Source organism: Sulfitobacter profundi (assembly GCF_042661425.1).
Taxonomy (GTDB): domain Bacteria; phylum Pseudomonadota; class Alphaproteobacteria; order Rhodobacterales; family Rhodobacteraceae; genus Sulfitobacter; species Sulfitobacter profundi.
The window spans coordinates 1-21,189 of the sequence record NZ_JBHSWA010000002.1 but is presented as its reverse complement, the minus strand read 5'-3'; the positions used below and the strand labels follow the sequence as shown (position 1 = coordinate 21,189).

At 53.6% G+C, this 21,189-nt stretch carries 20 protein-coding genes and 3 pseudogenes; 9 read left to right on the top strand and 14 right to left on the bottom strand.

The genetic code is table 11. The annotated features are described in order from the left end of the window. Nucleotides 1-85: 85 nt before the first annotated feature. The 3 genes and pseudogenes from ACFQAU_RS17930 to ACFQAU_RS17920 all read right to left on the bottom strand — a co-directional run bounded on the left by ACFQAU_RS17930 (nt 86) and on the right by ACFQAU_RS17920 (nt 2,329). On the bottom strand, nt 86-235 hold the full coding sequence (locus ACFQAU_RS17930) for a hypothetical protein (protein ID WP_386284172.1): 150 nt from the start codon (nt 233-235) through the stop codon (nt 86-88). Between the two features lie 188 nt (nt 236-423). After that, a pseudogene (locus tag ACFQAU_RS17925) lies at nt 424-1,302 on the bottom strand (calcium-binding protein); the annotation flags it as partial. A gap of 211 nt (nt 1,303-1,513) precedes the next feature. Further along, nucleotides 1,514-2,329 carry a PPC domain-containing protein gene (locus ACFQAU_RS17920; protein ID WP_386284169.1) on the bottom strand — a complete coding sequence of 272 codons (816 nt, stop codon included), beginning with the start codon at nt 2,327-2,329 and terminating at the stop codon, nt 1,514-1,516. 172 nt (nt 2,330-2,501) lie between these two features. Between ACFQAU_RS17920 and ACFQAU_RS17915 the strand changes: the two genes are divergently transcribed. Next, nucleotides 2,502-3,425, top strand: coding sequence for a glycosyltransferase (locus tag ACFQAU_RS17915; protein WP_132446721.1), 924 nt, complete (start codon nt 2,502-2,504; stop codon nt 3,423-3,425). Nucleotides 3,426-3,429: 4 nt separating this feature from the next. On the opposite strand, the gene ACFQAU_RS17910 is transcribed toward ACFQAU_RS17915, so the two are convergent. Beyond that, on the bottom strand, nt 3,430-4,089 hold the full coding sequence (locus ACFQAU_RS17910; protein WP_132446723.1) for an ABC transporter ATP-binding protein: 660 nt from the start codon (nt 4,087-4,089) through the stop codon (nt 3,430-3,432). A 9-nt stretch (nt 4,090-4,098) separates the two neighbouring features. Next, entirely contained in the window at nt 4,099-5,175 is a 1,077-nt protein-coding gene (locus ACFQAU_RS17905; RefSeq protein ID WP_132446725.1) for a KpsE/RkpR family capsule polysaccharide export protein, read from the bottom strand. Nucleotides 5,176-5,426: 251 nt separating this feature from the next. Between ACFQAU_RS17905 and ACFQAU_RS17900 the strand changes: the two genes are divergently transcribed. Both ACFQAU_RS17900 and ACFQAU_RS17895 read left to right on the top strand, forming a co-directional pair. Next, complete coding sequence (locus ACFQAU_RS17900; RefSeq protein WP_386284163.1) at nt 5,427-5,606, top strand: hypothetical protein; 180 nt, start codon at nt 5,427-5,429, stop codon at nt 5,604-5,606. Then, nucleotides 5,600-6,247, top strand: a complete 648-nt coding sequence (locus ACFQAU_RS17895; protein WP_386284160.1) for an ABC transporter permease — start codon at nt 5,600-5,602, stop codon at nt 6,245-6,247. Before ACFQAU_RS17900 ends, ACFQAU_RS17895 begins: the two co-directional genes overlap by 7 nt. A 33-nt stretch (nt 6,248-6,280) precedes the next feature. Here ACFQAU_RS17895 and ACFQAU_RS17890 read toward each other — a convergent pair whose 3' ends face one another. Genes ACFQAU_RS17890 through ACFQAU_RS17875 form a run of 4 tightly spaced genes read right to left on the bottom strand, consistent with a single transcriptional unit; the run spans nt 6,281 to nt 10,098 of the window. Continuing rightward, entirely contained in the window at nt 6,281-7,057 is a 777-nt protein-coding gene (locus ACFQAU_RS17890) for a sulfotransferase family 2 domain-containing protein (RefSeq protein ID WP_132446729.1), read from the bottom strand. Beyond that, complete coding sequence (locus ACFQAU_RS17885) at nt 7,054-7,791, bottom strand: CatB-related O-acetyltransferase (RefSeq protein ID WP_386284155.1); 738 nt, start codon at nt 7,789-7,791, stop codon at nt 7,054-7,056. Before ACFQAU_RS17885 ends, ACFQAU_RS17890 begins: the two co-directional genes overlap by 4 nt. A gap of 7 nt (nt 7,792-7,798) precedes the next feature. Beyond that, nucleotides 7,799-8,383: a glycosyltransferase family protein gene (locus ACFQAU_RS17880; protein ID WP_386284151.1), complete on the bottom strand. Its 585-nt coding sequence runs from the start codon at nt 8,381-8,383 to the stop codon at nt 7,799-7,801. Beyond that, on the bottom strand, nt 8,380-10,098 hold the full coding sequence (locus tag ACFQAU_RS17875; protein WP_386284223.1) for a glycosyltransferase family 2 protein: 1,719 nt from the start codon (nt 10,096-10,098) through the stop codon (nt 8,380-8,382). Before ACFQAU_RS17875 ends, ACFQAU_RS17880 begins: the two co-directional genes overlap by 4 nt. Nucleotides 10,099-10,927: 829 nt before the next feature. On the opposite strand from ACFQAU_RS17875, the gene ACFQAU_RS17870 reads away from it, so the two are divergent. Further along, a protein-coding gene (locus tag ACFQAU_RS17870; RefSeq protein ID WP_386284148.1) for an IS5 family transposase occupies nt 10,928-11,684 on the top strand; the annotation gives its coding sequence in 2 pieces (ribosomal slippage) (nt 10,928-11,259 and nt 11,258-11,684; 759 coding nt in all). Nucleotides 11,685-11,693: 9 nt separating this feature from the next. Here the strand turns inward: ACFQAU_RS17870 and ACFQAU_RS17865 are convergent. Continuing rightward, nucleotides 11,694-12,433: pseudogene (locus ACFQAU_RS17865) on the bottom strand (IS5 family transposase). A 267-nt stretch (nt 12,434-12,700) separates the two neighbouring features. Between ACFQAU_RS17865 and rfbC the strand changes: the two are divergent. From rfbC to rfbA, 5 genes and pseudogenes are all read left to right on the top strand, one after another. Further along, the gene (gene rfbC, locus ACFQAU_RS17860; RefSeq protein WP_132446737.1) at nt 12,701-13,273 is read left to right on the top strand and encodes a dTDP-4-dehydrorhamnose 3,5-epimerase; all 573 of its coding nucleotides are present in this window, start codon (nt 12,701-12,703) and stop codon (nt 13,271-13,273) included. Then, a complete protein-coding gene (gene rfbB / locus ACFQAU_RS17855) occupies nt 13,270-14,310 on the top strand; it encodes a dTDP-glucose 4,6-dehydratase (RefSeq protein WP_132446739.1) in 1,041 nt (346 codons plus the stop codon). Before rfbC ends, rfbB begins: the two co-directional genes overlap by 4 nt. Nucleotides 14,311-14,343: 33 nt before the next feature. Next, nucleotides 14,344-15,084, top strand: a complete 741-nt coding sequence (locus ACFQAU_RS17850) for a class I SAM-dependent methyltransferase (RefSeq protein ID WP_132446741.1) — start codon at nt 14,344-14,346, stop codon at nt 15,082-15,084. Beyond that, nucleotides 15,081-15,955 (top strand): annotated as a pseudogene (gene rfbD, locus ACFQAU_RS17845) (dTDP-4-dehydrorhamnose reductase). The gene ACFQAU_RS17850 and the pseudogene rfbD overlap by 4 nt, the downstream one beginning before the upstream one ends. 52 nt (nt 15,956-16,007) lie before the next feature. Next, the gene (gene rfbA / locus ACFQAU_RS17840) at nt 16,008-16,883 is read left to right on the top strand and encodes a glucose-1-phosphate thymidylyltransferase RfbA (RefSeq protein WP_132446745.1); all 876 of its coding nucleotides are present in this window, start codon (nt 16,008-16,010) and stop codon (nt 16,881-16,883) included. A gap of 123 nt (nt 16,884-17,006) precedes the next feature. On the opposite strand, the gene ACFQAU_RS17835 is transcribed toward rfbA, so the two are convergent. From ACFQAU_RS17835 to ACFQAU_RS17820, 4 genes are all read right to left on the bottom strand, one after another. Continuing rightward, nucleotides 17,007-17,474, bottom strand: coding sequence for a UDP binding domain-containing protein (locus ACFQAU_RS17835; RefSeq protein ID WP_386284220.1), 468 nt, complete (start codon nt 17,472-17,474; stop codon nt 17,007-17,009). After that, nucleotides 17,474-18,310, bottom strand: coding sequence for a nucleotide sugar dehydrogenase (locus tag ACFQAU_RS17830; RefSeq protein ID WP_386284140.1), 837 nt, complete (start codon nt 18,308-18,310; stop codon nt 17,474-17,476). Before ACFQAU_RS17830 ends, ACFQAU_RS17835 begins: the two co-directional genes overlap by 1 nt. Before the next feature lie 111 nt (nt 18,311-18,421). Then, nucleotides 18,422-20,854 (bottom strand): glycosyltransferase, encoded by a 2,433-nt coding sequence (locus tag ACFQAU_RS17825; protein WP_386284137.1) that lies wholly within the window; start codon nt 20,852-20,854, stop codon nt 18,422-18,424. Nucleotides 20,855-20,867: 13 nt separating this feature from the next. Continuing rightward, nucleotides 20,868-21,189: glycosyltransferase family 2 protein (locus ACFQAU_RS17820; protein WP_386284133.1), on the bottom strand; the 322-nt coding region annotated here is incomplete at its 5' end.

The window sequence follows — 21,189 nt, the reverse complement described above, 5'->3', positions numbered from 1 at the left end:
ATCACAATCCCCCTAAGAACTGCAATTAACGCAACAGCCCCCGTCTGGGGGCCTACAGAATGGCCGCAGTATCGACGACGTCGCTTCAGAATATCAGCACATCCTCTGCGAGGTCCGACAGGCTATCCAACGATTCCAGTCTCAGGGCATTTCCGCCGCCAAAGTCGAACACCACCTGCCCACCAACGATATTGGCGAAGTTATCCACGACCTGCTGGGCTGTCAGTCCTGCCACGGAAGTGATCTCCGAGGCTTGGATCGCGATACGGTCAGTATGGGCATGGTTGAAGTCCTCCACCACATCATTGCCGCCGTTGAACACAAAGGTATCATTATGGCTGCCCCCACGGAGGGTGTCGTTACCAGCCCCCCATCCAAACGATCCGCATGGGCTCCACCATTGAGGTAATCATCCCCCGCCCGACCAAAGAGCTGATCAGATCCTTCACGGCCAAACAGCCGATTGTCGCTAAGATCTCCATAAATCACATCTGCAAAAGACCCGCCTGCCAGATCCTCGATGGAATCATAGCTGTCGCCCGCCGCCTCACCGGTATTGTTGCCGCTGTTCATGAGATCCAACACAAGCGCCGTTAGGCTTTCGGAATACTGTGCCCTGTCGCGATGAACGCCTCCGATCAGCATATCAGCCCCCACACCACCGAACAACACGTCATCGCCAATGCCACCCTCCAGCGTATCAACACCACGTCGCCCAAAGATGTAATCTACATTGGCCATCCCTTGGATCTGGTTATCGCCAAATGTGCCTCGCAGGTTATCAAACCCTTGCGAGCCAATCAGGTTCTCAATGCTGTCATATGTATCGCCCTCAGCGATGTTGGTGTTGATGTCGGCAAACATCAGATCAACCCGGAGCGATCCCCGAGAGCCTGTGTAGTCCACTGTGTCGATACCAGCGCCGCCAATCAGGGAATCAGCGCCCGCACCCCCGCGCAAAATGTTGTCGCCAGCATTGCCGATCAATGTGTCATCACCGGATCCGCCAGTGGCATTTTCGATCTCCACCCCCGCAGCAATCGTAAAACCTCCCGCAATCCCTGTAGCGCGCGACAAGTATCCGCCACCACCTTCTTCCCCGAGCAACGTTGCTGCCCGCAGATCAATAAAGACATCCTGTGTCCCGACATACCGCACCACGTCAATGCCCCCGGTATCCCAGATGGCATGCCAGTGCGTTCCCGCGCCGTTGGTTCTGTCAAGGGCATAGACATTATTGCCCGATGCCGTAGTTGTGTTAGCCCCATAGGCCTGTTGGAGCAGCGCGATATCCAGCGCCATTGGTCCGGCCTCAGCCCCGTACACGTAATCAAAGGATGTGCCAGTCCCCGCCTCGCCAAGATTAAAGCCACGGTTATAAGACATCGTAGTATAGACGCCTTGATTCAACCCGTCTTGGCCGTAGGTGTTAAACGGCGCGCTCACCCCCGGCATGATCTCGGAGGAGCCACCCGTATCATGCGGATGCGCCAATCCAAGGCCATGCAAGACTTCATGTGCGATGGTTTGATATCCCAGCCCCCGCTTCCAGTGTGCCGCCGGATGAGCGGTCCCACTCGGAACCATTGAAAACACCCAGGCCACTGAGCAATCCATTTCCCGGCGGATAGAATAGACCCAGCAGCCCGGATTCCATTTCGTTGGTATCCAAGATCATGCGGAAATCGGCACCGGAAGGTGCGTTTGCAAATGTGAAGGTTAGGTTGCTCACCGCCTCGATCTCGTCAAAGGCTGCGCGAAAGCGGGCGACTTCATAGGCATTGAAACCTTCGGCGATGAACCCACCCTCCGAGAATCCGGCCGTGCCAAAATAAACGGTCACATTATTATTGGAGACGCGTGTACCCCAATTGATCGTATCAAGCGGGTCATATGCCTCAGGCTGCACCTCAGTCACTTCGATCTGATAGGTTCCAGTGTTGCTTCCATATGCCCCAGCCTCGATATAATATAGACCGTTGGAGGGAACGGTGAACGTGATCAGGGAATCAAGGCCCGCGCCACCATCATCGTTGGCAGCCAGCTCTGTGCCACTCGCATTGCGCAGCCGTAGGTAGGGGTCAGTTAATCCCACGCCGTTCTGCGAAATCTGCACGGTTTGCCCCTCTGTTAGAGTCACGGCGAACCAATCGCGATCGTTGGCTGTTTCGATATCACCAGTGGCGGTGCCATCCACTGTCACTTCCCCAGTCGTAGCCGGGCTTGCAGGGAAATCATCCCCCGACGCGATTTCGGAAGTAACAGAGCTCAGCCGTCCCAAATCGTCCTCTGGACCAGTTATGACATTGGCAAAAGCTGTTGAGGGCATTGTGCTGCTCCTAAAACAAATGAACGTTACTCTATTAATGCCTATTTTACCTTAAAGCTAAACCCACGAAGTAAAGTCTTCCTGAGCTGTTTCCAATGTTCGACCAGGGCGAGAGATCCATTTCTACAGCAAGGCTATGGATTCTATGTAAAAACCGTTTAATTATACACATATGCTCACCAAAACCCCTTTACTGACCATAGCGCTTTGCACTTTTAACGGGGCGGCTTATCTACGGGAGCAATTGGACAGCTATCTGGTTCAGAATCATACACATTGGCAGCTTTGGGTCAGTGATGACGGCTCCAATGATGCCACTCTCGACATTCTACAGGAGTTTGATCGCCGCCATGGCAATCGGCATCCGGTGCGCGTAATCAAGGGTCCAGGACAAGGCGTGGCCACAAATTTTATGTCGCTGCTCTGTCATCCTGAATTCCCCACCGGTCCGGTGGCACTGTCAGATCAAGACGATGTCTGGCTTGATCACAAACTCACCCGCGCGATAGCACAAATCCAAGACTATGAGGGGCTGGTGATTTACGGCGCGCAGAGCCTCCATGTGGATAACACACTCCGGGCGATCGGTCGCTCCAGAACCTTAGGAAGCCGCCCGAGCTTCGGCAATGCGCTGGTGCAGAATGTAATCAGCGGCCACAGCTGCGTGCTCTCTGCTGAGGCATTGGAGCTGGTGCGCCGCGCTGGAGTGCCAATGGGCGTCCCTTATCACGACTGGTGGCTTTACCTGTTGATTTCAGGCGCCGGTGGGCAGGTTATAGTTGATGATGCCACTGCCCTCCTTTACCGTCAGCATGACAGCAACTTGATGGGTGCCCATCGTGGGCAGCGCGCCAGAATTACCCGCGCTCGTCAGGTGTTGAGGTCGGAATATGGAAACTGGGTGGGCGCCAATGCCGCCGCGCTAGCAACCCGCGCGCAGCTACTCGACCCAATGGCACGACAGATACTTGAAAATTTCCGGGAACCTGCAGCCGGCCCCACCCGCATTGCGCAGCTGCGTCGTTTGGGCATCGCACGGCAGGGACGCCTTGGCACCGCATGTCTATATGCCGCTGCTGCTTTAGGACGGCTCTGAAGCACTAGCCTTTAGCCATATTTCCATTGTGGTGATCAATGGCCTCGTTCACATCATCATAATAGTAAAGCTTCCCATTTTCGAGCACCGCGCCCGCGTCACACATCTCACGGATCTGACCCATGCCATGCGAGACCACCACGGCACCTGCATGTTCCATCCGCGCACGAAACACCTCGCCACTTTTCTTGCGAAACGCCGCGTCCCCCACGGAAGTCACTTCATCCACGAGATAGGTATCAAAGGGTACGGCCATGGAAACCCCAAAGGCCAGCCGTGACTTCATACCCGAAGAATAGGTGCGAAATGGCAAGTTGAAATGTCCACCCAAATTGGCAAAATCACCCACAAAGTCGATCATTTCCTCCGTATCGACCCCATAAATCCGAGCGATAAACCTCGCATTCTGCGCGCCCGTCAATTCTCCATGAAACGATCCAGCGAACCCTACCGGCCAAGAGATCGTACCGTGCGAGATAATCTGACCTTCGGTCGGATCCATAGTACCGGCAATCATCTTAAGGAGGGTCGATTTACCAGCACCATTGCGCCCCAGAAGCCCAACTGCGCGTCCGGCGGGAAACACCAGATTGATATTGTCGGCCACCACCTTGCGTTGGCCACGGATGAAAAATCGTTTGGTAAGGTCGCGAAACTCAATCATATTCACGCCTCAGCGCCGGTCTTTCAGAGAATAAAATACCAACAGAAGGATCGCCCAAGACACAAAGAGGAACAGCACAAGCAGAGACAAGATTACCTCACGCTGAGGATATTGTGCGCGTTGTGCATGTGTTGGTTCGATATGTGCAGCTAGATAGCGGCTTTGGCGGCGTGCTTCAGCAAGACTGGCATCGCGAGTAGCCAAGGCCGAGACGTAAGTTTTTTCGGCAAACTCCCTATCCACGACAAGGCGCTCGTATTCGCCGACAAGAGTAGAAAACAACTCTTGGTCTGTGACGGCCCCACCACTAATGCCGCGTTTGCGGCGTTCCTCCTCGATGCGCTTCTCGATCACTGCAACTCGACGCTGTGCTTGTCCGACCCGTGGGTCGTTAGACTGAGTGGTCTCATCGAGCAAATCCAGTTCGATCAGGGACTCGGCTAATTGTTGTTGCAAAGTGCCCAGCAGACTCGCTTGGGTCTGCAAATCCACCGTCGGATCAACCATTCGGTTCTTATTTCGGAACACTGTCACCGCTTCTCTCGCGGTCTTCAATCGCTCTACCGCCTCGTCCAGATCAATCCGCGCATAGCGCACCGCATCCTCGCGGGCGATAGCGCTCAGCTCATTGATCATGTTTGAGCTCTCGCGAAAAATGCTGGTGGCAATAGCCTCAGCATCGTCGGGATCAAAAGCCAACACACGGATTTCAATCAACCCACTGCCGCTATCATAATAGATCTTTACCATCCGGATCCAATAGTCGACCAGGTCCTCTATTGTGCCCGAAGGATTATAGGCAAATACCGGGTCATACTCTGGCCGTGACCAAATACTTTCTAGGTCCAACTCATCGTTCAACAGCGCAACCAGCTTCTGGCTCTGGATATACTCATACAGGATGTCGGTGTCAGAAGAACTGGACCCAGACAGTTCGGTGATCCCGCCCAGGAGCTCCACCGCCGAACTGACTTCTTCCGAGCGCACTGAGAATGCCACTGTAGAAGCATATTGATCCGTAGCAATTGACCACAAGTAAAAAGCTGCTGCCGACGCGGGCACAAGAACCATCGCCACGAAGCTCATAAGGATGCCTACGTGTCGTGAGCGCACCCGAGCACGGCGCACTGGCGCGCGCACGGGTGCATCGTAGGGGGGCCATTTGTAGGTTTTTCGGCTGGGTCTCTTGTCCCCGAGGCGTTGGTGGCAGCAGGTTGTGTCAATCCGTAGTTCCCAACCGGTTAGGCATTTTCAGCAGTCTTACAAACCCTGCCCTTTGAATACCAGTGCAATGGCCTGTATGAACCACGACTAACCCTTCAGCACTAAGGCCTGCCATGCTGCCCACCTTCCCTTCAGCCCAACCGTCCGCCACCGGCGTGGTACGAGGGCGGCGCTTTGCCAGCCTGCGCACAATCACCGCCCTCATGCTGCGTGAAATGGTTACCACCTATGGCCGCTCGCCGGGGGATATCTCTGGGCTGTACTGGAACCGGCGGCAGGGATCGCCTTGCTGACCCTAATCTTTTCGACTGGCTTTCAATCTCCGGCCTTGGGAACCAATTTTCCGATTTTCTATGCAACGGGGATGGTTCCTTTCCTGATGTTCAATGATATATCCGGAAAGCTGGCGATGTCGCTGCTGTTCTCAAAGCCCTTATTGGCCTACCCGGCAGTGACATATCTGGATGCAATCATCGCGCGCTTCTTGGTCAACATGCTGACACAAGTCCTGGTGGCCTATATAACGCTCGGAGGAATCCTGTTGGCTTTCGACACTCGGTTGCTGCCCGATTACACAACCGTTGTCGCCGCCTTTAGCTTTACAGCGCTGCTGGCCTTGGGGGTTGGCACGATGAATTGCTATCTTTTTACTCGGTTTCCAGTCTGGCAGCGGATCTGGTCCATCCTGATGCGGCCGATGTTTATTATTTCGTGCATCTTCTTCCTATTTGAAACCATCCCCCAGCCTTACCGCGATATCCTGTGGTATAACCCCTTGGTGCATATCGTCGGGCTGGTGCGCCGCGGCTTTTATGCCAACTATGACGCTAGTTACGTATCGATCTTATATCTGCTAGGGTTGGCGTTGGCGCTGTTTATGGCGGGGCTTCTGCTGCTGCGGCGCCAACACCGCACTTTGCTGAACGATGGGTAGAAGAGGTATGAGCGTACAATAGGGCCCGTGGCATCACCGATCTTCACCTAAGGCCCAATCCTTTGGCAGGGTCGCGGCCATCAACTCCGTATCTAAGCTGGCGAACTTAGCTAGTTTCGCGGCAGAAGAATCGCGTTCAAACAGCGCCAAGAGTTTGGGCCAACGCGCTTCTCCCGCGGCATGGCCACCTGTATTGTGAAAGCTCCGTGCCACATTAATCTGCTGCCCCAGCCGCGCAGCGATATCGGTCTCCAATGTTGTAAGTCCAGTAGTGGTGTAAAGACCATCAAGCTGTGCCATCCCCTCACGGGCCCGTGCCATCATTTCAGCCGCGTTCAACCCTGCAAGACCACGCCGCCCACGCATTTTACGTGTGGCGAAGTAGGCGCAATAAAAGTTGTCGTAATGGTCGCGCACAAAGTTCTGCCAAGCGGCATCTCCGCCAAAAAAATAATTGTCCGCAGACATTTCGAGAATCCGGCGTTTACCGAGGTTTTCAGGACGCTGCAGAGCCGCCGGGCTCAGCGCTTGGGCTTCCTTGAGCAGATAAAGGTAGAACGACGCGATCCGTTCACGCGGCTCACGCAGCACTGAAAAAACAAACCGGTCCTGGGGCAAATTCCCGAGTTCATCCCAGTCAATATGCCCAGAGTAAAGTCTGTATCCTGCTGGCATCTGCGGCCCGTTTGGCGCTTGGGTATGGGTGCGCACTGGGCTGACATGCTCTACGCCTCCAACCGCTTTCACCAGAGCGTTGTGGATGGTCTGACCGGCGGTCTTTGGAATATGCAGAAAAACGACGGTTGTCACATTTCATCCTTGGATAGGTCCACCAAAGTGGGTTCAAAGTGAGGCTCTTTCTCCTGCATGGCGAATACGCCCATGATGAAGTCAAGCGGTTTTGAGGGCTGCAGATGGTCTAGTTGCCAAGGCGCGTACCGCCACCACGCACAGCGCAACATCGGCGAAATGAGATTGGACGGCAATCGGGACTTCTTGATGACTGCTGGGTTACCCGCCACGACCGCGTAGGGAGGCACATCGCGCGCCACAACAGAATGCGCCGCCACGACTGCCCCATCGCCAATCGTCACTCCAGCCTTGATCATCGCGCCATGGCCAATCCAGACGTCATTGCCAATGGTGGTAATCTTCACCTTGGTTGGTGGGCCTTCGTTCGGAAAACGATAGCTGTGGTAATTCTCTGCCCCTTCAAAGCCGTTATCAAGGTCAAACAAGCGGTCATGCAGATAGAATGCGGGGCTGGTTGATGCCCAGGTCAGTGGGTGATCTTGGCGTCCGATCTGTACATTCTCACCAAACGAACAATACCGCCCAATCCGTGCTGCAAAACAATACCCCGACACTTGATAAGAAAAAGCCCCCAGATGAATGGAGTGCTCATATTCGGTCCACTTCAGACTCGACGGGGCCTCGAGCTTGGTATTTGCCGGTAAGTTTACCGACTTGGACATACCCCGATTCAGTACTTCAATGCCTTTGCCGTGCAGCTTACTTATGGGAACGGAAATCTTACTCATCATTAGCTTTCTAGTTTTGTGGCAAAATAAAATCGAGAACTTTGGTTACGTCCTCACACACCACTTCAAGAGGGATCGTACCACCCTTCCCGCTGCGTGCCGCTTCTGCGGCCACCGCCTCCGCTTGCGCCCCCAGATCAAAGCACCAGACTGGTAACCCAGTGGCGATCGCCTCATGGGTCGCATAGGAAAACGTTTCGGGCCAGATTGAAGGGATCAGCCATTGGCTGATGCCGTACTGCTTAACGATTCCAGGAATATCTTCCAACTGATAACTGCCATGCACCTGTGCCGGACGGCTTAACACGTAGGCTGGGTCAATTTTCCCGATCACCACCAGTCGCGCCTGCTCGCTGCGTGCCAGTTCGCGGCTAAGGGACTGCAGCAGGCCCGCCCCTTTCTGTATGCCGATGTTGCCCAACACTCCAATCACCGGCACTCCGTCGTGGGTTTTGCCTGGAGAAACATTAGGCACCGGATGCAATATTTCATGTGGCTGGATGCGGATGAAATTGGCAACCTGCGGATATGCACTGGCCACTATATTGGCGCTGTCATTCGAAAAGACAGTCAGATGATCTGCCGTCTGCATCATCTCCCCCAAGCAGCCCGCCAATCGGCCAGCGACAGAGTGGGCCCTTGGGGTAAGGTGAACTGATGCGCTTCATCCTGAGGCCCCTCGACCTCCGGCAGACCCCGAAACACTCCATCGGCGTCCAGCAGCGTGTAGGATGGACTGAGCGGTAGGAAGTCGTGAAACAACACTTCTAATGAATGTGCATCCCCGGTGGCCAACTCGGTTAGAATGGCCGGAATCTCTACCGGGTTGCGGGCCCCCACGCCACAGGAGTAGACCACATGGCGCGCGGGAAGCTGGGCCAGCAGCTGCTGAATCAACGCCGTGTCATCGGTTTCGCCGCGCAACACACCTCCCAAGCTGTGCAGTTCGATCTGCCATTTCTGTGCGCCTCCTACCCGCAGTACTACCGCGGCAGCATCCTCGGCATCGCCTAATTCGGTTCTGATCCGCTGTGCCAAATAATGCTCAGCACCGCCGCCGAGGTCGTGCGCCAGATAAACGGGCACCGGTGCCTGACGTAGCCCGGCCCAAGCCAGCCCTAATGCCAGTCGCGTTGCATTCAGCGGATCGCGGCGAATGAAATCTTGAACGGACTGGTCATAATCAGGATAGCGTCCCGAGATGATCTTATTGTTGGCATGCACCAGTTTGAGCTTCTCTGCGCTCCCAAAAGAGCTACCGCCCCGATGTTCCACGAAAAGTCCCGCCTGCCCCACATGCCGCCCCCCATGTCGTTCGTTTACGCGGCGGCACCAATCGACTTCTTCACCATAGCCGCGACCAAAGACTGTATCGAACTGGGGTTCCAGCTGCAGATAATTAATGTTCATAGCCATGCAAAAACCAACTCCAGTAGGTGCTTCGGCCAATGTAAAAGTTGGATTAAGTCGTGCCGCAACTTGATCTAGTGCATCCCCCTGCCCCGGCGCCAGATCACTCCGTCGCCCCATGGTAGGTACGTTAAAAATCTCGGCATCATTGGACATCGGAGTGACGCTGGCAACGCTTTCAGTTCTTAAAATAGGTCCGATCAATCGACTGGCCCAGTCCTTAGGCACAAATGCATCGGCATTGAGTAGGACCACATGGTTCCCATAGGTCATTGCCGCGTTGAAGGCCGCATTCACTGATCGAATGAACCCGAGATTTTCTTGGTTTTCTATAATCCGGACCCGTTCAGCAGTCTCTTCTGTAAGCCCTGAGTGCCAGTGGCGTAGAAAAGGACGTACCCGCTCATCTGGCGAAGCATCCTCAATCAAAATTATTCTATAAGGCAGGTCGGTGTAATCGACTACCCGCTGGAGCACCTCTTCCAAGAGATCAAAGGCATTGTAGACGGGCAGGATGATAGTAATCTCGCAGTCTTGATGTAAGTGCGCCTGTGGCAGATCGGGCTTTGCGAACAACTCCGAGGGCACTAGCTGCGTAAGTGTGTGTTCGTTTAAACCCAAGATATGTTTAATCCGGCGGCGCGCATCGGGATCGCTACGGCGATACCAACTGGCCGCAGCGGGCAGAGCGCGCAAAATATCCCACAAGAAGGATAGCGCCAAACGGTGCTTCATTCCGGACAATTCTCGCGCAGTAAAATCAGGTAGAGCATAAACGTATTGTGCATCTGCATGCCTGACCCAGAACATCTTGGGGCCGGGCGTTAGCGGAAGATCAAGTAAGAACCCAAGGCTGGCATGATTGTTCTCGCCGCGCGCTTGGTTCACATCGCCGCGCACCAAAAAGGAGCAGCCTGTGTTCGTTCGGTGCCACACACAAGCCCAACCATTTCGGTATGGGCCCATCCCTCAATCACCAAACGGCCGCGCCTTAGGCAAATCTGTTCTAGGAATCCAAACACCGTCCCATCGGTATCGATGAGTTCAAACCCACGCCGCTTCAGCGTGCCATGCTGGGTAGCATAACGCTTAAATAATTGTATCAGCCTTGCCAGCAAAGTTACTTCCACTTCAGGATATTAAATTTGGCCCCTTGAAGTCATTGACTTACAACCACTCCGGCACCTGTTTGCCAAGTGCTTGTGTCATACCTTTGCCCGACAAATCCAGTCGACAATCGGCATGTCATTGCCCAGCTACACCGGATTTTAGGCGGCGCGTTTGAGGGAACCTTCTTCTATAAAGTTCTTAACCCCCGAAGCTATGGTCGACCCTGAACAGGTCCCTCTCAACAAACCGTCTTTTGTAGAACCCAATAAAAGCAGCGTCAGTCCTCTTTGGAACCTCGCTAGCCCAGGCCCGCCATTCCTGCTCAAGGACACGCACGTCCCAACCAGGCGCCACTACCCGCGTCCGGTCATAGGTATCGGGTTTCAACGACTTCCCTTCAATCAATGTGTATCTTAAGTATCTCAACGTAGGATACTTCGCCCATACAATGTTCAAATGTTTCGCGCGCGAAACATATTCAGATAACCCTTTAATAATGATACATTATTGATAATGTATCATGGATATTTTCACCTCCCATGAACCACTTGACTAGGGTCAGGATGCATTGATTTCGCGCGCACAGCATGATTCACCGCTCGGAAAATGGAGCAGTGATATGAGCGATCTTTTCTGGCTGACCGACGCGCAGATGGCGCGTCTGGCGCCCTTCTTTCCCAAGTCACACGGGAAGCCCCGGGTAGATGACAAGAGGGTGCTGATCGGGATTATCTTCATCAATCGCAATGGCTTGCGGTGGCGCGATGCGCCTGCTGCCTATGGTCCTCACAAGACGCTCTACAGCCGGTGGAAGCGGTGGAGCGAGAAGGGCATCTTCGCGCGGATGATGGCCGGGCTGGCGGCAGAACACGGCGAGAAGACGACCGTGATGATCGACGCGACGTATCTCAAAGCCCGCCGAACGGCGACCAGTATGGCCGCCAAAAAGGGGGCGTGGTCGCCTGATCGGTCGAACCAAGGGCGGCATGAACACCAAGCTGCACGCCATCTGCGACAGTCAGGGACGACCGATCGACCTGTTCGTCACCGCCGGACAGGTCAGTGATTACATCGGCGCACGGGCCCTGCTGAGCAGCCTGCCAAAGGTCAAATGGCTACTCGGGGATCGCGGCTATGATGCTGACTGGTTCAGAGAAGCGTTGCAGGACAAGGGGATACGCGCCTGCATCCCAGGCCGAAAAAAGCGCAAGACGCTGGTCAAATACGACAAGCGGAGATACAAGCGGCGCAATCGCATCGAGATCATGTTCGGAAGACTCAAGGACTGGCGGCGTGTGGCCACCCGATATGACCGATGCCCGAAGGTCTTCCTTTCGGCCATCGCCCTCGCCGCCCTCGTCATCTACTGGTTATGAATCCTGACCCTAGGCAGCCGACTCATAAAACTCGATCCACAGCCTGACCGATGCCAATTTGATCATCGACAAGAAATTGCGTGACGTTTTCTCGTATCGGGTTGCGATACGGCGGAACGAGGCTTTCAGCCTGCCAAAGAAACGCTCGATTTTGTTGCGCTCGCGGTAGATTTCAGCATCAAATTCGGCGGGTAGTTTGCGGTTGGTCTTGGGAAGGATCACGTCGATAGCGACCTGTTCCCAGATCAAGCCTCTGGTCCAGTCAGCGTCATATGCTTTGTCCGCGAGCACATGTTGGCCAGGTTACAAATTGCCCAGTAGCGTCTTGCACGGCGGCGCGTCATGAGCTTGGCCGGGTGTCAATTCATATCGGATCGGCAGCCCACCCTGATTGGTAAGCGCATGTATTTTCGTGCCTAATCCGCCCCGTGAGCGACCTAAACAGCGGCGCGGGTCTTTTTTAGAGTCGTGGCGGAATGATGCGCGCGCACGCTAGTCCTGTCGACCATCACTGTGTCGTCGGCGATGGCGTCCATGATCCGGTCCCAGTGGCCCGCGTAGCTCCACCGGTTGAAGCGATTATAGACCGTTGTCGCTGGGCAGATCGGCCCAAGGGATGCCGGTGCGCAGGACGTAGAAAGTGCCGTTGATCACGCGGCGGTCATCAACCCGCTTCTTGCCGCGCGTTTTGTTAGGCAAGACGGATTGATGAATTCCCATTCCAGATCGCCCATGTCTGATCGCGCCACTTGCATCCTCCCCCCGTTGTTTGGACGAAATGAATCACAAACCTATGCCCATAAACAAGAATTAATAGGTGTGCTGCCTAGCTGGGCGATGGGCTGACATTCAACGCTACGCTATCGAGTGGCTTCGTGGCGATCCCACATCTGCTCAATCGACAGCCCTTGTGTCTTAACGAAGCGGGCTGACATCTGCGCAAGCAATTGATAGTGGACTCTGGGAAAACCGCTTTCTGCAGTAGGCAGGGCGTGGCGATAGATAAGGAACCACACATGCTGGAAATTGAGCCAACCACCCTACCGGGAGTGGTGCTAATAACACCGCGTCGCTTTGGGGATGCCCGAGGCTTTTTCAGTGAAAGCTGGAACCGAGGCCGCATGTCCAAGGCGGGGCTTGATTTCGATTTTGTACAAGACAACCTCTCGCTGAGCCGTGAGGTCGGCACTGTTAGGGGATTACATTTCCAATCGCCTCCCCACGCCCAAACTAAGCTGGTACGTTGTGGTCGGGGATCTCTGTTTGACGTGGCGGTGGATGTGCGACGGGGGAGCCCAACCTATGGACAGTGGACTGGTTATGAGTTGACCGCCGAGAATGGACGGCAATTGCTGGTACCTGCAGGCTTTCTACATGGCTTTGTCACTCGTGAACCGGACACCGAAATCATTTACAAATGCACTGATTATTACGCTCCAGACTCTGATGGCGCGATCCGTTTCGACGATCCCGACATTGGCATCGATTGGGGGTTAGGTACGCAGGCGCCAATCTTATCGGAAAAAGACGCTGCAGCACCCCTGCTGCGAAACTTTGAAAGCCCGTTTGTGTTCGAAGGTACCGAATGACCAAGATTTTGATTACCGGCGGGGCAGGCTTTATCGGCTCTGCAGTGGTGAGGCTTGCTGTGGCGCGCGGCCACGAGGTGATTAACCTCGACGCCCTGACTTATGCTGCGTGCTTGGACAACGTCGCCAGCGTGGCAGAGGCACCGAACTATACGTTCGTAAAGGCTGATATCCGTGATCGCGCGGCGATGGATAAGGTTTTCGTTGATCACGCTCCCCAAGCAGTGATGCATCTGGCAGCGGAATCCCATGTTGACCGGTCGATTGATGGTCCGGGGGACTTCATCGAAACTAATATCACCGGCACCTACAACATGCTGGAAGCAGCGCGCAGCTACTGGCAGACCAAAGGAAAACCTAAAGATTTCCGCTTCCATCATATTTCTACAGATGAGGTCTTCGGCTCGCTTGGGTCCGACGGGAAATTCACTGAAGAAACTCCGTATGATCCTCGCAGCCCTTATTCAGCCTCCAAGGCTGCCAGCGACCACTTGGTGCGGGCGTGGGCAGAAACCTATGGCTTACCAGTGGTTCTAACCAACTGCTCCAACAACTATGGTGTTTTCCATTTTCCAGAAAAACTGGTACCTGTGGTGATCCTAAACGCATTGGCGGGCAAGCCGCTACCGATCTATGGAACCGGGGGCAATGTGCGGGACTGGCTTTATGTTGAAGACCACGCTGATGCGCTGCTACTGGTCTTGGAAAAAGGGGTGCTTGGGCGTTCCTATAACATCGGTGGGGAGAACGAGCGCACTAACCTGGAATTGGTTCACATGCTGTGCAGTATCCTTGATAGATTACGCCCGGCCGACAAACCCTATGCAGATTTGATCGAATTTGTGACCGACCGCCCTGGCCATGATGCGCGTTATGCCATTGATCCCACCCGTATCCGCGAGGAACTGGGCTGGCGCCCTTCTGTTACAGTTGAGGAGGGATTAGAGAAGACTGTGCGCTGGTATCTGGACAACGAAGATTGGTGGAGCCAGCTGCTAGATCGTAGCGACGTGGGTGTTCGTTTGGGCAAAGTATAGGCTGTGCTGTTAGCCTTTAGAAGGATAAAAGACATGAAGGCTAACCCTGATATTGATACCCTTCTGGCAAAGGATTGGGGCGATCTCAATAAGTTAGAGCGCCAGACATTGACCGATCATTTCAGCCACCACGCCCACGAAAAAGAGTTCAATTGGGATTGGTCGTCGATCAACTATAATCGAATAGCGCTGATCAATTATATCACAGCCCGCATCCCCAATTGTGCTTATCTGGAAATTGGCTGTGACTTGAACCAGTTGTTTGATTCAATCCCACTGGCCGACAAGACCGGCGTTGACCCCGCTCGCGGGGGTACGCACCGGCAAACATCAGATGAATTCTTTGCCAGCAACACAAAAAAATTTGACGTCATCTGGATCGATGGGCTTCACGAATATACTCAGGTTCATCGGGACATCGTACATTCGATAGCTGCATTGAAACCCGGCGGGTTTATTGCTCTGCACGACATGCTGCCCACTAGTTGGCTGTTTGAACATATGCCTCGCATAAGCGGACGGTGGAACGGGGATGTATGGAAGGTTGCGCCGGAACTGATGGTTACTGAAGGCATTGATTTCAAAATTGTTCAGATAGATCATGGATGTGGCATCCTTCAGGTAACTGAGAGCGCTGCTGTCCTTGTCGATTTGTCTGACATGGTCGGAAGAGAAAGCTTTGCTTACTACAGCGAGCGCGTACAGCGATTTCCGCTGATCACATGGGCTCAGGCAATAGCTTGGATTGATGATGCCTTGGAGAGGTCCTTATGACAATTCTTGTATTTGGAAAGACTGGCCAAGTCGCCACAGAGCTGCGGCAGCAGGCAAATGTTGTCGCGATTGGGCGCGACGAGGTTGATCTGACAAATCCGTCTGCCTGCATGGAGGCGGTAAAGGCTCATGCGCCAAGCGCTGTGATCAACGCCGCCGCGTACACAGCCGTAGACCACGCCGAGAACGAAGAGGCACAGGCATTGTTGGTGAATGGCGACGCCCCCGCGGCAATGGCGCAAGTCTGTGCCGCGCGAGACATACCATTTCTAACCATCTCAACAGATTACGTTTTTGACGGCCAGGGGAGACACCATGGAAACCTGATGACGCACCTGGCCCATTGGGAGCTTACGGGCGCACAAAGTTGGTGGGGGAGGATGCGGTCCGGACAACAGGCGGGCGCTTTGCTATCCTGCGTACATCTTGGGTGTTTTCCTCCCACGGCAACAATTTTGTCAAAACGATGCTGCGCTTGGGTCGTGAACGGGACAGTTTGACGATTGTTGGGGATCAGATCGGTGGGCCGACAGCAGCAGGGGATATTGCAGCCGCTTGTTTGACAATTACGAACCAGCTTGGACAGCAAGCGAGCAAGGCTGGCACCTATCATTTTAGCGGTGCCCCAGCTGTCAGCTGGGCCGACTTTGCTATTGAGATTTTCAAGCAAGCTGACATAGATTGCGCGGTGACGCGAATACCTTCAAGGGACTATCCGACCCCGGCGGTTCGGCCGCTGAACTCCCAACTAGATTGTTCCACCACCACAGCGTGCTTCGGTATTGCGCGTCCTGATTGGCGTGTGGGACTGGATCGAGTGCTAAAAGACTTAGGGGGCAGCCTGACAAGTAAGCCTCACAGAGAAGACTGATACGAGGTTCAATTTGGGACCAATAAACTGTCGAGATAAGGGTATATCTACAATGAAGACACGCAAAGGTATCATTCTGGCTGGCGGCTCTGGCACCAGACTCTACCCGGTTACCTTGGGGATATCCAAGCAGATTCTGCCAATCTATGATAAGCCCATGATTTATTATCCGCTTTCCGTTCTGATGCTGGCGGGAATCCGAGAGATCGCGGTAATCACGACGCCGCAGGACCAAGAACAGTTTAAGCGTACTTTGAGCGATGGCAGCCAGTGGGGTATCAACCTGACCTACATCGAACAGCCCAGCCCTGACGGGCTCGCACAGGCCTATATTCTAGCCGAGGATTTTCTCGCTGGCGCTGCCAGCGCGATGGTGTTGGGGGACAATGTCTTTTTTGGCCATGGGCTCCCGAAGTTGTTGGAAGAGGCCAATTTTAATAGCAGTGGCGGCACTGTCTTTGGTTATCGCGTAGCGGACCCAGAGCGCTATGGTGTGGTTGACTTTGACGCTGACGGGAAAGTGCGTGGGATCACCGAAAAACCTAAGGTACCACAGTCAAACTATGCGGTGACAGGTCTCTATTTTCTTGATGGTACAGCATCTGTCCGGGCGAGAGGAGTGAGCCCTTCATCGCGAGGCGAACTGGAAATAACGTCGCTACTGGAAAGCTATCTTCACGATGGCGAGCTTAATGTGCAGCAAATGGGGCGCGGTTATGCTTGGCTCGACACCGGCACTCATGACAGCCTGTTGGATGCGGGCAACTTCGTACGCACTTTGGAAAAACGCCAAGGATTGCAAACTGGCAGTCCGGACGAGGTCGCGTATTCTCAGGGTTGGATATCCTCGGAGACTTTGCGCGAGCGTGGCATGCGGTACCATAAAAATTCATACGGGCGGCACTTGGTAGAGTTGCTAGAAGGGTAATCCTTGAGCTCCCCCTCCCCGGCCCTGGCCACGAAATTTCGACACTGCCGATGTGGATGCCTCATCCTCATCGGCCTGCTTTGTGGTAAGCTGTCAATGGCGTAGTTACCTTTTGTCAAAGGTTTACAGCCGCAGGTCTGACAGCTCCTTGGGGAAGGCTGCTTTTAAATCAAAAAGAAGACCGCCTTGTTTCAACAGTGCACGTAGAGGTTCGCTCCCTGCCGAGATAGTATTGCTATGTGGGACTGCGAGGATCAACGCATCATAGGTCCCTTTAGGAGCTTGGATCAGTCGGATGCCATACTCATGATCAACTTCATCTGGATCGGCCCAAGAATCTGAAATATCAACTTCCATCCCCCATTCTTGAAGCGCTGTCGCAAGCTCAAATACCTTGGTGTTGCGGATATCAGGACAATTTTCTTTGAACGTCACTCCTTGGATTAGAACGCGGGCATTAAGAATCTGATGACCCGCTTTTGTCATGGCGCGCACGAGACGGTTTGCGCTTTCTCGTGCCATGCCATTGTTGATTTCACGGCCAATGCGGATGAGGTCGGGGATGTGCCCCGCCGCCGTCGCACGGTGCATCAAATAATAAGGATCGACCCCAATACAGTGCCCCCCACCAAGCCGGGTGTATAGCGTACGAAGTTCCACTTCGTCGCGGCGGCATCAAGCACCTCATTGGTGTCGAGGCCTAATCGCGAAAAGATAATTGATAATTCATTGATCAAGGCGATATTCAAATCTCGTTGGGTATTTTCAATTATCTTGGCCGCCTCCGCGACTTTGATTGAAGAGGCACAATAGGTCCCAGCGGAAATAATGCGCTTATAGAGGTCATCGACAAATCGGGCGGCTTGAGGAGTGGATCCAGAGGTGACCTTAAGGATCATAGGCAATGGTCTAGACTTGTCTCCAGGGTTAATCCGCTCGGGACTATAGCCCGCATAGAAGTCTCGGTTAAGCGTCAGACCAGATAGTTTTTCAAGGACGGGGATACAATCTTCTTCGGTGGCGCCCGGGTAGACAGTCGATTCATAGATCACCACATCGCCTCGCTTAAGCACGTGGCCGATAGTTTCTGATACCTTGAGGAGAGGCAGCAGATCGGGCTGATGATTAATATCAATTGGTGTCGGAACAGCGACAATATAAACGTTACAATCTGAAATATCGTCGAGCCGAGCGCTAAAGTGTAGACCCTTTGCCGCAGCCAGTTCCTCAGAAGTCACCTCTCTAGTGAGATCTACGTTCTTTGAAAGCATCGCAACGCGCTCTTCGTGCACGTCGAAACCAATGGTGGGAAAGACCTTGGAAAATTCTAAAGCGAGTGGAAGTCCAACATATCCTAGTCCCAGCACGGCTATTTTCACAGCATCTGGATCCGGTAGGCTCTCTGTGTTGGCGGATAAATTAGTCATCGTGTTTTCCTGTTTGTACGAACTTGGGAATTCGGCTGAAGCTGCAGATTTACAGGTCTCGCTGTGGCCATACTATTATTTCCATTGGTCTTGAGTTTGCGTCCGCTACCTTCATTTTAGGTTCAAGAGTTCTACTACGCATCGATCGAAAGCCCCTAGAGAAGGCTCAAGTTCTCGATGCGCGTGGATCCAGCTCTGCAATGCGCGACCCTCCGCGTGGCAGTTGCCAATTTTTGCGATCCGATCTTCGAGCGCAGCTTGCCAAGCAGAGGGGGTGTTTTTCACGAGATACACGCCCTCGACGGAGGCAAAACTAGAAAACACCTGTGTATCCGAGGCAAGCACTGGAAGGCCTAACGCTCCCTGCTCTAAGATTTTTAGATCTGATTTCTGGTTGTTAAACGGTGAATCCATCAAGGGCGCGATAGCGAAATCGAGGTCGGACCTCTGCTCGGCGAGGAAGTGAATAAATTCGGGATAATTGCGCGCAGAGTCGGGCGGGTCGGTCCGCTCGACCCATTCTGGTAACGGCAATTCACACACACCTATTAAGCGCAACCGGAACTCTGGCGTACGCATCGCAACTCCTTCCACCGCCGATAGTATCATCTTTAGATCTTCGGCATGAGTAAAGGAGCCCATGTAGAGCGCCCGTATCATCCCATCTGAGCGGCGAGTGCTAATTGGCAGTGACCAGATCGCCCGGGAGAGTAGGTTTGGTGCAACCTCTACTCGATCGTGAATCCGCCGCACCCTCCCAGCTAAGGATTCGGTTGAAGTGATTAGCCCTGCAGCCTGTTTGGCGAAACGCTCCAATCCTTGTGCTGCAGCCGCGTAACGTCCTTTTGGATCCTTGTCTGTCGGGACGTCAAACAGATCGTCATCAAGTTCAACTACATAGGGAACACCTGTTTTTTTAAAAGTCTCTAAGAATTCTTCTATCCAATGATTGGGGATAGCATTTCGTTGAATAATGACGCCATCTACTCGACCTGCATGCAGTGCTGCCATCAAGTTATCGGGCCGCATTCGTATATATACGACGTCACGGTCGAGCTCATTACGAGTGCGTTCCCACACCCGAATATGTGAGGAAGCATTTCCTCGGGTAAAATTTACGTTTGATTGCGGAACCACCACTGCGATCTTGGGTCGCGGTGTGGAGGCTTCGGCCACCACCCGGTCGATGCGTAGTTTCCCCGCCCTGTGGGTGGTAGCGACGCGGTAAACATCAAGATATTGGGCAGCCATCCAATTGGTGGTAAGACCTTTGCCTGGGCCGTTGCGCCAGCGAATGGCCGAATCCACCTTGGTCCGAAGTTCTTCCGGCCGGGCACCAATTTCGATTAGGGATGTGCGTAAGGTAGGGATATCTGTATGATCGATTACCCAACCTGCGCCGGATTCGCGCACGCGCCCTCCAACAGTGGGGAAATCAAATACCGCGACTGGCAGTCCCGCCATCCACATTTCGGTGAGTGTATGACAGAAAGTTTCTTCGCAGATTGTAAATACTGCGCCAAAATGCGGGCGGATCTCCTGCACTTTGCTGAGGAAGCTATCGCGTGTGTAAGGATCGTGAAGCACAATGCCGGGCTGTTCCACCGCCTTAGTCATTCTGCCTAACACGTGAAACTCGATTCGCTCTCCTTGATCAAGTCTGGCAATTTCTTTAATAATATCGCTACCCTTATTAAATCCAATATTTCCGGGTACGAGGATACGGATTGGAGCATTAGTAGCTTGTGGCTCGGCGGCAACATTGCCAATAAAAGGAAAATTTCGGCCATGCGGGATCACGAAGAACCTATCTCGCGGTAGCAAGGGCAAGTGGGTCAGTATTCGATCCCGCACCGCCTTTGACGTGGTAACAAAAGCGTCGCAGGCTTCAAGCGCTTCGGCAAAACGAGTTCGCCAAACTCCGATCCAATCAAAGTCAACTTTTGGCATCATTTTGGCTGGCCAAAGTACTTGATCGCAGCTTCCGCCTACCTGCGTACAGGCCCCGCCACAGAAGACACCTTCTTTTACTAGATTGACCGAAGGACATAGCGTGTAGAAATCGTGAAATGAGAAAACTGAAGGAATTCCTAGCTTTCTGACGATGTGTGGTAGGTTAAGGCTGTGCCATAGTAAATGCCGTATATGCACAAGCTCGATATCATAGTGTAACAGCCAAGCCTCGACGATCTCGTCGTATTCTTGCGAGATATGAGTCAGGGGTGTTAATGGCCGATTGAGCTGCTGTATTACTACACTTTCTAATTCTCCGTCGGCCATGTGGCTAAGTTCGAGTACGTCGCCGCTGCAGCGCAATGCCCAGCAATCGTAATCTTGAGCAAGAGCCCCCATCAAATCTTTGTTGGTCTGCGGCGTGCCACCAGACTGGGTCGAAAACACAAAAAGTGCGCGAGGCTTCACTGATTCTGCACGAGTACAGTCTTTTAGCGCCTGACGAGCTTGCATGCGGCTGAATCTGATTGCTTCGTCTTCGTGAAAAGCTCGTGTGGCAAGCTTATATTCAGGGTAGCGACCGGCTAACACTTCAGCCCCCTGCCTAGCGTTTGCGTCTTTGGTTTCGCCAAAGCTCTTGGAGCGATCGTGAAAGACATAGGTTCTGTCGTCGATGAGATTCTTCCATCCGGCCCGCAGGGCGCATGCAAAAATCGTTTTCTTCCCCATAGCCGCGTGGAAAGGCTTCGGCGTCAAGACCGCCGAACTTGTTGAGAGCGGCGCGCCGGATCAACATGCAAAATCCATTGCCCGTAGGCACTTCTGGGTAGCGTCCCACTTGGCGACGACGAAAAGCACGTGCATAAACTTCTTCAGAGATGCTGGGCGGCAAATCGTTCTCGTTGCCAATATCAGGCGCGGAAAAA

Bases quoted from the DNA above. Each gene is read 5' to 3' on its own strand.
- ACFQAU_RS17920 (WP_386284169.1), bottom strand. From the start codon at position 2,329: ATGCCCTCAACAGCTTTTGCCAATGTCATAACTGGTCCAGAGGACGAT.
- ACFQAU_RS17915 (WP_132446721.1), top strand. From the start codon at position 2,502: ATGCTCACCAAAACCCCTTTACTGACCATAGCGCTTTGCACTTTTAAC.
- ACFQAU_RS17910 (WP_132446723.1), bottom strand. From the start codon at position 4,089: ATGATTGAGTTTCGCGACCTTACCAAACGATTTTTCATCCGTGGCCAA.
- ACFQAU_RS17905 (WP_132446725.1), bottom strand. From the start codon at position 5,175: ATGAGCTTCGTGGCGATGGTTCTTGTGCCCGCGTCGGCAGCAGCTTTT.
- ACFQAU_RS17900 (WP_386284163.1), top strand. From the start codon at position 5,427: ATGCTGCCCACCTTCCCTTCAGCCCAACCGTCCGCCACCGGCGTGGTA.
- ACFQAU_RS17885 (WP_386284155.1), bottom strand. From the start codon at position 7,791: ATGATGAGTAAGATTTCCGTTCCCATAAGTAAGCTGCACGGCAAAGGC.
- ACFQAU_RS17880 (WP_386284151.1), bottom strand. From the start codon at position 8,383: ATGATGCAGACGGCAGATCATCTGACTGTCTTTTCGAATGACAGCGCC.
- rfbC (WP_132446737.1), top strand. From the start codon at position 12,701: ATGCTGGAAATTGAGCCAACCACCCTACCGGGAGTGGTGCTAATAACA.
- rfbB (WP_132446739.1), top strand. From the start codon at position 13,270: ATGACCAAGATTTTGATTACCGGCGGGGCAGGCTTTATCGGCTCTGCA.
- ACFQAU_RS17850 (WP_132446741.1), top strand. From the start codon at position 14,344: ATGAAGGCTAACCCTGATATTGATACCCTTCTGGCAAAGGATTGGGGC.
- rfbA (WP_132446745.1), top strand. From the start codon at position 16,008: ATGAAGACACGCAAAGGTATCATTCTGGCTGGCGGCTCTGGCACCAGA.
- ACFQAU_RS17835 (WP_386284220.1), bottom strand. From the start codon at position 17,474: ATGCACCGTGCGACGGCGGCGGGGCACATCCCCGACCTCATCCGCATT.
- ACFQAU_RS17830 (WP_386284140.1), bottom strand. From the start codon at position 18,310: ATGACTAATTTATCCGCCAACACAGAGAGCCTACCGGATCCAGATGCT.